Source organism: Altererythrobacter chaiwopuensis (assembly GCF_054957755.1).
This window is the reverse complement of the sequence record NZ_JBTXJG010000001.1, coordinates 313523-322931: the sequence shown is the minus strand read 5'-3', so window position 1 is coordinate 322931 and position 9409 is coordinate 313523. Positions and strand designations below refer to the sequence as shown.

14 protein-coding genes are annotated in these 9409 nt (G+C 62.4%); all 14 read right to left on the bottom strand.

The window, feature by feature from the left end; all coding sequences use genetic code 11:
- Nucleotides 1-9: 9 nt before the first annotated feature.
- The 14 genes from ACX2DJ_RS01680 to ACX2DJ_RS01615 all read right to left on the bottom strand — a co-directional run bounded on the left by ACX2DJ_RS01680 (nt 10) and on the right by ACX2DJ_RS01615 (nt 9394).
- Nucleotides 10-423: an NlpC/P60 family protein gene (locus tag ACX2DJ_RS01680; RefSeq protein ID WP_462570621.1), complete on the bottom strand. Its 414-nt coding sequence runs from the start codon at nt 421-423 to the stop codon at nt 10-12.
- Complete coding sequence (locus ACX2DJ_RS01675) at nt 420-1232, bottom strand: phage/gene transfer agent baseplate hub protein (RefSeq protein ID WP_462570619.1); 813 nt, start codon at nt 1230-1232, stop codon at nt 420-422. The genes ACX2DJ_RS01680 and ACX2DJ_RS01675 overlap by 4 nt, the downstream gene beginning before the upstream one ends.
- Entirely contained in the window at nt 1232-3553 is a 2322-nt protein-coding gene (locus tag ACX2DJ_RS01670) for a DUF2460 domain-containing protein (RefSeq protein WP_462570618.1), read from the bottom strand. Before ACX2DJ_RS01670 ends, ACX2DJ_RS01675 begins: the two co-directional genes overlap by 1 nt.
- Nucleotides 3554-3568: 15 nt before the next feature.
- Nucleotides 3569-4144 (bottom strand): tail tape measure protein, encoded by a 576-nt coding sequence (locus tag ACX2DJ_RS01665; protein WP_462570616.1) that lies wholly within the window; start codon nt 4142-4144, stop codon nt 3569-3571.
- The gene (locus ACX2DJ_RS01660) at nt 4128-4334 is read right to left on the bottom strand and encodes a phage tail assembly chaperone (RefSeq protein ID WP_462570615.1); all 207 of its coding nucleotides are present in this window, start codon (nt 4332-4334) and stop codon (nt 4128-4130) included. The genes ACX2DJ_RS01665 and ACX2DJ_RS01660 overlap by 17 nt, the downstream gene beginning before the upstream one ends.
- A complete protein-coding gene (locus ACX2DJ_RS01655; RefSeq protein ID WP_462570614.1) occupies nt 4331-4645 on the bottom strand; it encodes a gene transfer agent family protein in 315 nt (104 codons plus the stop codon). Before ACX2DJ_RS01655 ends, ACX2DJ_RS01660 begins: the two co-directional genes overlap by 4 nt.
- A complete protein-coding gene (locus ACX2DJ_RS01650; protein WP_462570612.1) occupies nt 4642-5049 on the bottom strand; it encodes a phage tail tube protein in 408 nt (135 codons plus the stop codon). The genes ACX2DJ_RS01655 and ACX2DJ_RS01650 overlap by 4 nt, the downstream gene beginning before the upstream one ends.
- A 14-nt stretch (nt 5050-5063) precedes the next feature.
- A complete protein-coding gene (locus ACX2DJ_RS01645) occupies nt 5064-5450 on the bottom strand; it encodes a DUF3168 domain-containing protein (protein ID WP_462570611.1) in 387 nt (128 codons plus the stop codon).
- Entirely contained in the window at nt 5450-5626 is a 177-nt protein-coding gene (locus ACX2DJ_RS01640) for a hypothetical protein (protein ID WP_462570610.1), read from the bottom strand. The genes ACX2DJ_RS01645 and ACX2DJ_RS01640 overlap by 1 nt, the downstream gene beginning before the upstream one ends.
- Nucleotides 5623-6168 carry a head-tail connector protein gene (locus ACX2DJ_RS01635; RefSeq protein ID WP_462570608.1) on the bottom strand — a complete coding sequence of 182 codons (546 nt, stop codon included), beginning with the start codon at nt 6166-6168 and terminating at the stop codon, nt 5623-5625. Before ACX2DJ_RS01635 ends, ACX2DJ_RS01640 begins: the two co-directional genes overlap by 4 nt.
- A gap of 142 nt (nt 6169-6310) precedes the next feature.
- Nucleotides 6311-7453 carry a phage major capsid protein gene (locus ACX2DJ_RS01630; protein WP_462570606.1) on the bottom strand — a complete coding sequence of 381 codons (1143 nt, stop codon included), beginning with the start codon at nt 7451-7453 and terminating at the stop codon, nt 6311-6313.
- An 80-nt stretch (nt 7454-7533) separates the two neighbouring features.
- On the bottom strand, nt 7534-7935 hold the full coding sequence (locus tag ACX2DJ_RS01625; RefSeq protein WP_462570604.1) for an HK97 family phage prohead protease: 402 nt from the start codon (nt 7933-7935) through the stop codon (nt 7534-7536).
- Entirely contained in the window at nt 7932-8240 is a 309-nt protein-coding gene (locus tag ACX2DJ_RS01620) for a DUF6127 family protein (protein WP_462570602.1), read from the bottom strand. Before ACX2DJ_RS01620 ends, ACX2DJ_RS01625 begins: the two co-directional genes overlap by 4 nt.
- Nucleotides 8237-9394, bottom strand: coding sequence for a phage portal protein (locus tag ACX2DJ_RS01615; protein WP_462570601.1), 1158 nt, complete (start codon nt 9392-9394; stop codon nt 8237-8239). The genes ACX2DJ_RS01620 and ACX2DJ_RS01615 overlap by 4 nt, the downstream gene beginning before the upstream one ends.
- Between the last annotated feature and the right edge of the window lie 15 nt (nt 9395-9409).

Sequence of the window (9409 nt, the reverse complement as noted above, 5' to 3'; positions counted from 1 at the left end):
TGGAAATCCTCAGATGTCGGGCTTGATCCGCCAGCGTCTCGCAACCGGCCAGGGCAGTGGCGAGAAGGTTCTGACCACTCTGCCAATCCCGGCATCGGCGTGGACAAAGGAGCGCGGGGTTTCGGCGATCAGCAGGTGATGCTGCGTGGGCCCGGGGATTGCCATCACGACGTCGCCGGGCAGCAAGCCGCCTGAAACTTCCACCATGTCACCCGCCGCGGCAGCTGCCAGCTGGCTTTCGATCGAATTGTTGCGCAAGCGGTAGCCCATTGGCAATTTGATCGGGTGTCCGCTTGCCGCAAGTGCGCAGACAACCAGGCCGACGCAGTCGAGGCCGTGGCACGGATGCCTGCCGTGAAGGCGAAAACGAGTGCCGATCATGGCCGCAGCCGCTTCGGCGACACGCCCGCCCGCCCTTGTCATTGCGGTTTGGGGTATCGTGCCAGCAGGTCGTTGCCGGGCAGGAAAGGTTCACCGCGAAAATTGACGCTGTTGGAAAAGCGATTGCTGCAAGTTTCGAAGCGATGATCGCAGCCTTCTCGGAGCTCGACCGGAAGTTGCTGCGCGGTGCCGGTTGCCAGCGGCCGATCGAGCAAGAACCCAGATGCGTCGACAGCAATGATGCAGAATACCAGGCCGGTTTGCGGGCCGGTTCGAAAGCGGAGCTGTCCATCGAGAAACTTCGATGGGGTGATGCCGTTTATTTGCACACGGTTCGCGTCAATATCGATGCTGCTGGTTGATTTTAGCTGCGTGAAGCGAGCAGCGGAAAGGCCGCAACTCTTGTCGCAGAAACCCGCACGACATGTAGGGCTGGTGCGCGGGACAAGATCGCGTTCGAGAAGTGCTTTTGCTGACTTGAGTTCGGCAGTAAAGGCGCTGCGTCCTTCTTCCATGCGGCCAAGATTACCGGCGAAGATCACGTCGAAGGCCAGGCTCTCCCAATTCACCGCGCCGATCTCGATGGTCGCTTCGTCGAACAGCCCGGCTTCAAGGTCGAATTGGCTGATCGAATCATGCGAGATCGCGCCACTCACTTCGGCACTGTCCGGTGACAGGTCACGGGTGCGGCGGATGGCAGATGGGACCATGCCTGGAGCAGCACGGTGCATCAGTCCCGCGAAGAACAGGTCGCGGTCGTGGCTTGTGAAGCCAAGCGTCACACCGTCGCTGCGATAAATGCGCCAGAATGTTGTGACAGGCTCAAGCTCTTGCTTGAAGAAAACAGGCATCAGATGGCCTCGCGCACTTCAACCAGCGGGATGCTGGGGGCTTCCCCCGCCAGGAAATTGAAGCCCGAAACATCGATTCGATCCTCGGCAAAACGAACGGGAATGTCGAACAGGAAGCCAGCACGCACCTCCGCGCCGCTAGCTGGCGGTAAATCGAACTCGATCTTCCCGCCTTCCAGAAGCGACCAATTGAACACTTCGGCACCATCAACGCTTACCCGTATTGTGCTGCTTTGAGGGCGGGTGATGGGGCGGACTTGCGGGTCGCTTTCGCCATAACGCTTCACCAGTTGAAACTGCGATATGCTGCCGTCGCCCGTGCCGAGTAATTGGTCATTGGCCGTGGCGCTGTCGGTCATACCGTTGCTGCTGAAATCGAACGGATCGCTGATCAGGAAGGCGCGCGCTGCACCGCGCCGTGCGCGGAAAAAGGCAATAAGCTGTGAAAGTTCCTTTTCTGACCGAATCCCGGGTCCGACGTCGAAATGGAGCCGGGCATCAGACCACAGTGTGTTGCGCCGTTCATGCCCTGATGCGGTGACCAGTACCGAGGTGGAAAATTCGGGGCTGACGCTGGCAGCCCGCCCAAGCTCGAAGGGATAGAGCACATTGTCGAATGCTTGCATGGTTTCCTCTGCTGGTGGAGCAAGTCGGGTGTAGCCGTCTCGGGCAATTTGCGGCAGCGCCCAGACAAAGCGGCGCGCAATCCCACGCGCTCTGGCCTGATCGAGGCCTCGATCGATCCGTGGCCACATCAGCTCAGCATCTGCCGGGTCGAGCACGAACCCGGCGAGATAATCCTGCTTGGTGATCGGATAGCCCAGTCGCTCGTCTATTTCGGCATAGGCTGCCTTGCGCAGGGCATCGGCGCCGCCGGTCAACCAGTCATAATCTTCAAGCTGCAACCGGTCATACACGGGGTAGGCCCAGCCGCCCGGCAAATTGGCGCGGCGCATATCGGGCATCTGCGGATCGAGTATCGTGGGTGTGAAGATGAGCAGCCGGATTTCCGCCGTGTCCGATGCGGCGGTTTGCACGGCCTGGGCCAGATCGGCAGTGGCTTGGGCGAGCAGTACGCCAGCTTGATCGAGCAGCGCTTGCTGTGCCGTGCCGAGCGGCGCGCGCATGTCGGTAATGATCGGCGGCGTACCACCAAAGGCGGTTGTGGCGGCGGCATCGTAAATGCATGGCCGTCCGTCGGCCATGACCCACCACCAAGGCTCGCCGATCTGGAATTTGGCAGGCTGGAGCGCTGCCTGCTGGAGCGCTGTGAACTCGGCTGCGGCTTGCTGCAACCAGGCCATCGCGGCGCCCGAGGCAGGCGATAGCAGTGTCGAAGGCGGGACCCACCCGGTTTGCGCCGGTGCGCCGTCATGGGTGCGCTGTTTCCAGTCGTCGGGGCAATATTCATCGAACAGCTCGAATGACAGCGAAGTGATCGTGTCAAAGCCGAACTCGCGACAAGTTGCGAAGTAGCTTTGATGCCACTGGGCTGCTGGCGTGCAAAGCGCGGCGGGTTGAGCGACTTTGAGTGAAGCTGATCCTGCGCCATTGAGGCGGGGAAAGTGGCTCATTCCCACGTAATGGATCACCTCCTCGCGGTAGCCGAGCCCGAACATGTTGCGCACCAGGCGTGCGGGGGTTTGGTTGAAAGCATCGTCATAGGCAGTGGCGAGCCCTTCGCCATGTTCGGGCAGAAATACGTCGCCGATCTCAAGCATCGCATTGTGACCATCGCAATTGATCTCGCTAACGAGCACGTGACCATTGGCGCGCTGGGCAAGCAGATTGGCGCTGGACGCGATATAGCCGGGCGGGACGAGCGAGATGAACATGCGGTCTATCGCGGCTGCATTCACCGGATCGCCCGGCAGGAACCAACCCCCGCCCAGATTCGAGAATGGCAGGCTGATTTGCGCATCGGTCGGCGTGCCAATGGCATAATTCCACAGGCGCACGAACCAGGTTGCGGCATTGCCCGCCTGGTCGCGCCCTTCGATCGTCAATGTCGGACCGTTGGCCTGATCGAGCGGGATCAAGCCCGTCGACTGCCACCTGAAAGACAGTGTGGTGCGCGAATAGTCCAGGCTGGCTTCATAGGCGAGAAGGGGGTGGTCGAGTTTATCGACGCTCTCCCAGATAAGGCCGGCCAATTCTCCCTCGTGATGGAACTCGCAATCGACGCGCATGCTGTCAGGCCCGGTGGTAATGACCGAAGCCATCGCCGGGCGCGGAAAATCGATCGTCCAGAAACGTGGATCGAATCTCTGGATGAACGAGCTTTGCTGTTCGCGGCGGCTGCGCGCTAGCCAGAATGCCATAGCCCTTATTCCTTCTCAGACTTCCTGCAACGCACGGCGCACGGCGCTCGCGAGTTGGCGTGAGGATCGCTGCAGCGCAGTGGGTGCAGATGTTCCGGCAGGAGCGCCAAGCTGGATGGCAACCTTCACGTCACGCACAGGCGATTGGCCTGAGGGCAAGGGTTCGACACGGCCTGCGCTTGTCGGCAGGAACAGTTCCGGGCCGCGTTCGCCAACCAGGTACCCACGCCCGGGCGAAACCGGCCCGCCGGTTGCACGCCCCGGCAAGCCGAACAGGCCGCCCAGCGCGCTACCAAGCAGCCCGCCAATTCCGCCGCCGCTGCCCGCACCGAAGATCGAACCCAGCCCGGTCTGGATCGCCTGCGCGGCGATCTGGTCTAGCGCCCGGAACGCCGCCTGCTTGAGATCTTCGAATCCCAGGCTGCCCCTGCGGATGGCGCTCAGCAGCCCGCGCTCAAGCAAATTTCCGGCGCGATCGAAGCCATCGACCAGAGTTGTGTCCAGCGACGAGCGCATTTTGGCCAGGTCGCTTGCGAAACCATCCGTGGTTGCGCGCACGTCGATTACCAGCTCTTCAATCTTCTCTTCCATTGCGCTCGCTTTCGATCAGATGTTCAAATTCACTGCGGGTAAGCGGGTGTTTGCTGTCGGCATCGGGATGGCTCAGCGCCATCAGCAGTTCGTCTGGCGTGGCCTGCCAGATCACATCCGGGGTCCAGCCGAGATGCTGAGAGGCCAAAGCGATCCAACGCGGCAGAGCGCCGGCCAACCGGTCACTCACTGGCGGCCCTTGAGCACCTGGGTGAAGATCGCGCGAAGCGGCTTGGCAGCTTCGACCATGCCCAGGTTGAGCACCGCTTCGCCGATTGCCGCGCGCTGCGGCCGATCTTGCGGCGGCAGGCAATGCCAAACCAGGCCCGCAATCTCGGAAATCTTGAGAGAGCCTTGCGCTGCCCGATCAATAATTGCGAAAAGCGAGCCGAGCTCTTCCTCGGCGGCAACAAGAGCTTCGAAGCTGGGCCGGAGCACGAAGCACTTGCCGCCCAGTTCGATGCTGGCTTCGCCACGCAGCGGGTTTGCCGGTTGGATCATGCCGCAACAATCGGGCCCGAGCTTTCCAGCTGGAGCGTGTAATTGCGTTCACCGTTGAAATCCCCGGCGTAATCCAGCCGCTGGACCAGGAAGCGGCCTTGCAATTTGCTCCCGTCTTCGAACGAGAGCTCATAGTCCTCGACGGTTCCGGCCAGAGCATGGCTGCGGACGGCGTTTTCAGCGGCGCTACCCAGGAAAATACCGGCCGCGCTGACTGATACCGATCGGGTGCCCGCACCGGAAAGCAGATCGCGCCAGCCGCCGGATTGCTTGTGCGTCACGACCACCGTGTCGCCATTGATCGATAGCTGCGTGGTCCGAAGGCCGGCAACAGTGTCATATACGGGGGGCTGCGCGCCGTCCCCGATCTTGAGCAGGAAGGCAGAACCCTTCTGAGCGGTCATCGCGTGTTACTCCGTTAGTTGGCAAGGATGCGGAACCGGTATTCGAGCAGGACTGCCCGCCGGTTGTTTGGTCTGCGTTCGCTTCTGGCGCGCAGAAATCGCGCGCTGATCACGGCAAAGCTGCCCTGCAGTTGCGGCAGGCTTTCGATGCGCTGCTCGACTGCTGAAACGAGGCCGGCATCGGCGAGCGGATCATCACCCTGCGTCGCCAATTCGAGCGCCACGCGGATTTCGCGTCCCGTCGCATCCTTCGTGCTCCAGTCGGTCGAAGCGGAAGCGGCAATGCCCAGCCACGGCACGCTTGACGACAGCGGACTTTCTTCTTCCACTGCATTAAGCGATGAGAGGGCCGGATCGGTGCGGAGCCACTCGAGAAGGGCGGCTCTCAGCAGATTTTCCATCACTTTCGGTCTTTCAGAATTGTCGGCCACAGCAGCTCGGGCAGGTACCAATGGCCATGGTTCGATTGCGCCTCACTGCCCACAAGGCTTGCCCTTGCTGCGGCAAGCCGCGCTGCAAGGCGTTCAAGCCGCTGAACGGCCGCGGATATTTGCGCCGCAGCATCGGTTGCAATCATCGAAGCCTCAGGCGTTTCCAGGGTCGCCACAGGGCGGCAACGCTGGCCGGGGGCCCCTCGCGGCCTGCCGCATCGCGGGTAAGATAGTGATGCGCGGCAAGCCGGATGATGCCATGTTTGAGCGCATCGGGCAGCGCGCTCCACTCAGCTGCGATTCCAGCCACAAATGTCACAGCAATTGTGCTGCTTGAAACCGGCTGGAGCAGACGAATCCTGCCGACCCCCTCTGCTGATATATCGATTTCATACGCGGCGGGATCGATCGGCACCTGCGTTCCGTCGACTGCCCTGGAGTTGACCGCAGTGATTGCGCGCACTGGCGCAGTGGTGAGGCAAAGCCAGCGTGCCGCAAAAGCGTGAACCTCTTCGCAGACCGATTCGAGCGGCATCTGGCCGGTAAAACCCTCGCACAGATCAAGACTGGCATGGAGCAAGCCGGCCAATTGTCCGTCCTCGACATTGCGGGAGATGCCGAGCCACTGCTTGAGGTCATCCAGGGCCGCGCCGGTCACATCGGCAGGTTGGAGGATTGCCCGCTTCATCTTTTTCTCCGTTCATCATGCATTTTCGTGATGCCAGGGGCGCCCGCACCTGCCGGACATTGCTGTCGCTGAGCAGCGGCGGTGCGGGCGCAGGGGGCCAGCCGGGAAGGAAGGGGAAACCTTTGCCCGGCCGGAGGCGTTATCAGGCCTCGATCTTGAGCAGCTTGATTGCCGCGCTGTCGAGCACCTGTCCGCCGATCCGCTTGGTGGCATAGAAGTGGACGAAGGGTTTGTTGGTATAGGGGTCGCGCAGGATCTGCGTCGCGCCGGATTCGGCAATCAGATAGCCGTGGCGGAAATTGCCGAACGCGATCGGGAAGGCGCCGGCTGCAATATCGGGCATATCCTCTGCCTCGACCACCGGATAGCCCAGCAAACGGTCCGGCTGGCCTTCGACCATGCCCGGCTGCCACAGGAACGCGCCGTCGGCGGTCTTGAGCTTGCGGACTTCGGCCAGGGTGGCGGAATTCATCACGAAGCTGGCGCCCTGCCGGTGGCCCGATTTCATAGTGTGGATCAGGTCGACCAGCCTGGAATCTGGTGCGGTGCCAAAGCCCGTTGCGCTGCCCGATCCGATATACTGGATCGTGCCGAAGGCGCGCACGGCGTCCTCGGCAATTGACGTCGGCGCGGTCAGGAAACCGGCAGGCTGGTTGCTGCCGGTGCCATTGACGAAGGCGGCACCTTCGGCGCGGGCAAATTCCATTGCGATCTCGCGCGACAGCCAGCTTTCGATGTCGAAGCCGGCATCGTCCAGCATGGACTGGCTTGCTGCCGGATTGGCGTAAAGTTCGCCGGTGGGTGGGGCGATTTCGACAAATGCGGGCGTGCCGGTTTCAGGACGGGATGCAGTTTCGCTGACCCAGCCTGATGCAGTGCCGCCGGTGGCAACCAGCTTGCGATAGCCCGAGCTGCCGGTCTGCACGACCTGGGCGATGGCACGGATCGGACTGATCTCGGCCAGTTCGCTGACGATGCGGGCATCGACCTCGTCGGGCACGGCATAGCCGCCATTGGCCGGGGCCGTCCCGCTGATCGACTTGATCTCGCTTTCGCGGCCGGTGCGAAGATAGCCATCGACGAACCCTTTGACTTCGCTCGATGCAGAGCTGGCGGCTTCGATAGCGGGGCGTGCGGCGGCGCGCGAAACCCTGTCGAGCCGGGCTTTCACTTCATCGACATCGGATCGCAGGGTTGCGACCTGTTCTTCGACCTGATCCTGGCGGGTGACAATATCGAAGCTTTCTTCGAGCTGGTCGACGGAGTGCGTGGGCGTGTTTTCCATGGGGCATTCAACCTTTCTGTTGGGCAAGAAAAAGGCCGCCCAAAGGGCGGCCGCTGCTAGGGTTCCGGTGTGAGTGATTCTCAGGCTACGAGATGAACTCTTGCCTTTTGCTGGAGCGGATGGGTGACGAGGCTGACCTCGAACAGCTCGATTTCAGTCAATGTCCGCCCGCTTTCGTCCCGCTGATAGCCGCGCGCGCGATAACCGAAGCTGAGCCCGTCGACCGCGCGCTGGCGCAGCGCCTGAGCGGCGCGGCCATCGGGATTGTCGAGCCGGGCGATCACGCGCAGGCCGCGCCCGTCCTCGGCCATGGTCTCGACAACGCCGATCTGCTGATCGGGATTGTGCTGCCACAGCAGCGGTACGGGGGCAGACCGGGAACCTAGGGTGCGAACGAAGGCGCCGCGCCTGATCGTGTCACGCGCACCGTCCGGCACATTGAAAAGCGCCGCATAGCCGGCAAAGCGCAGCGGGCCGCTCATCGCAGCAATTCCGTCACGCCCAGCCGAACCGCAATCCCGATCAGCAACAGCGCCAGGATGCCGCGCACGGACCAGTCGACCAGCGCCTTCCACGCACTCGCCTTGGCATCGCGCCATGCGCCAAGCAGTTCGCGCAGTTCGTCAAGGTCCTCTTGCGCATCCGCATCCGACAGGCCAAGCCGTGCCAGCACACGGTCAGCGGCAAGCTCGGTGGTTTCCTCTACTATTGAGCGCAAGGTCACCAAGTCACTGCCTTCATTGGCGGCCTGGACCATCAGGCGGGCCAGCAAATCCTCGCGCGTCATGCGTCCGCTCCGGCAGGTTCCAGTCCAAGCATGGCGCGTTTTTCCTCATTGCTCAGGAAGTTTGCCTCGGCGACCTGTTTCCACAGCCGCTCGCGATCTTCCGACAGCGCCGGAATCTGGTCCAGATCGACCGCGAGCCGGGCGTCGGGGAACCAGGGTTCAAGCCCTTCCTGCAGGGCGGAAAGCAGCTTGGCCGCCAACGGCAGCAGGGTGAGCCGCCACAGCGCCCTATTGGCTTCGCGGTAATTGGCATAGGTGTTGTCGCCCGGTAGCCCGAGCAACATCGGCGGCACGCCGAAAGCCAGCGCGATGTCGCGCGCCGCCGCGCTCTTGAGCTGGGCAAAGTCCATGTCGGCGGGGGATAGCGCCATCGATTGCCATTTCAGCCCACCATCGAGCAGCATCGGGCGCCCGGCATTGCCGTGCCCGGCGAATGCCTGGGTTAGCTCGGCCTTGAGCCGGTCAAACTGTTCGGTTGTCAGTCCCGATCCATCAGCCGCATCGTAAACCAGTGCGCCAGAGGGGCGCGCGGCGTTTTCGAGCAAGGCGCGGTTCCACGCCGAAGCGGCGTTGTGGATCGCGATCGGTTGTTCTGCGGCGCGCAAGGCCCCTGCGCCGTAGTGGTCATCGGCCGGGTGCATGGCCTTGATGTGGATCAGGTCCGGCCAGCCTTCTTCGTCTTCAAGGGGCATCGAGACGCATTTCCCGCCGATGCGGTATTCATAGGCGCGCGGCCATCCGTCGAGGCCGGGGACCAGCCTGACCCGCTCGGGGCGCAGCGCGAACAGCTCGACCGGTTTGCCTGCTCCATCCTTGATGATCTGGACATAGCCATTGCCATGCAGGATCAGCTGCGCGGCAAGGGTTTCGATCAGCGATTGGCCTGCGCTGGTTGCGGTAACGAGCCGCATCAGTCCTACGTCCGAAGGCAGCAAGGGCACCTGGCCAACACCTTCGGCAACGATGCGCACAGCGCGCTGGGCGATCGGGTTGGACACGAAGCCGCGCTTGATCGCTTCGCCATAGTCAAGCGAACCGGAAACGCCTCCACTGCCAAAGGCAACGGCCCATGGGGAGACAAATCCGGGTTTGAGCGGCATGCGGCTGCCACCCCCGCCCTTGAAGGCAGAGGCAATCGTTTCGAGGAATGACATATGGTCCCTTTCGTT

Bases quoted from the DNA above. Each gene is read 5' to 3' on its own strand.
- ACX2DJ_RS01680 (WP_462570621.1), bottom strand. From the start codon at position 423: ATGACAAGGGCGGGCGGGCGTGTCGCCGAAGCGGCTGCGGCCATGATC.
- ACX2DJ_RS01615 (WP_462570601.1), bottom strand. From the start codon at position 9,394: ATGTCATTCCTCGAAACGATTGCCTCTGCCTTCAAGGGCGGGGGTGGC.
- ACX2DJ_RS01675 (WP_462570619.1), bottom strand. From the start codon at position 1,232: ATGCCTGTTTTCTTCAAGCAAGAGCTTGAGCCTGTCACAACATTCTGG.
- ACX2DJ_RS01625 (WP_462570604.1), bottom strand. From the start codon at position 7,935: ATGAGCGGCCCGCTGCGCTTTGCCGGCTATGCGGCGCTTTTCAATGTG.
- ACX2DJ_RS01650 (WP_462570612.1), bottom strand. From the start codon at position 5,049: ATGACCGCTCAGAAGGGTTCTGCCTTCCTGCTCAAGATCGGGGACGGC.
- ACX2DJ_RS01655 (WP_462570614.1), bottom strand. From the start codon at position 4,645: ATGATCCAACCGGCAAACCCGCTGCGTGGCGAAGCCAGCATCGAACTG.
- ACX2DJ_RS01630 (WP_462570606.1), bottom strand. From the start codon at position 7,453: ATGGAAAACACGCCCACGCACTCCGTCGACCAGCTCGAAGAAAGCTTC.
- ACX2DJ_RS01645 (WP_462570611.1), bottom strand. From the start codon at position 5,450: ATGGAAAATCTGCTGAGAGCCGCCCTTCTCGAGTGGCTCCGCACCGAT.
- ACX2DJ_RS01620 (WP_462570602.1), bottom strand. From the start codon at position 8,240: ATGACGCGCGAGGATTTGCTGGCCCGCCTGATGGTCCAGGCCGCCAAT.
- ACX2DJ_RS01640 (WP_462570610.1), bottom strand. From the start codon at position 5,626: ATGATTGCAACCGATGCTGCGGCGCAAATATCCGCGGCCGTTCAGCGG.
- ACX2DJ_RS01670 (WP_462570618.1), bottom strand. From the start codon at position 3,553: ATGGCATTCTGGCTAGCGCGCAGCCGCCGCGAACAGCAAAGCTCGTTC.
- ACX2DJ_RS01635 (WP_462570608.1), bottom strand. From the start codon at position 6,168: ATGAAGCGGGCAATCCTCCAACCTGCCGATGTGACCGGCGCGGCCCTG.
- ACX2DJ_RS01665 (WP_462570616.1), bottom strand. From the start codon at position 4,144: ATGGAAGAGAAGATTGAAGAGCTGGTAATCGACGTGCGCGCAACCACG.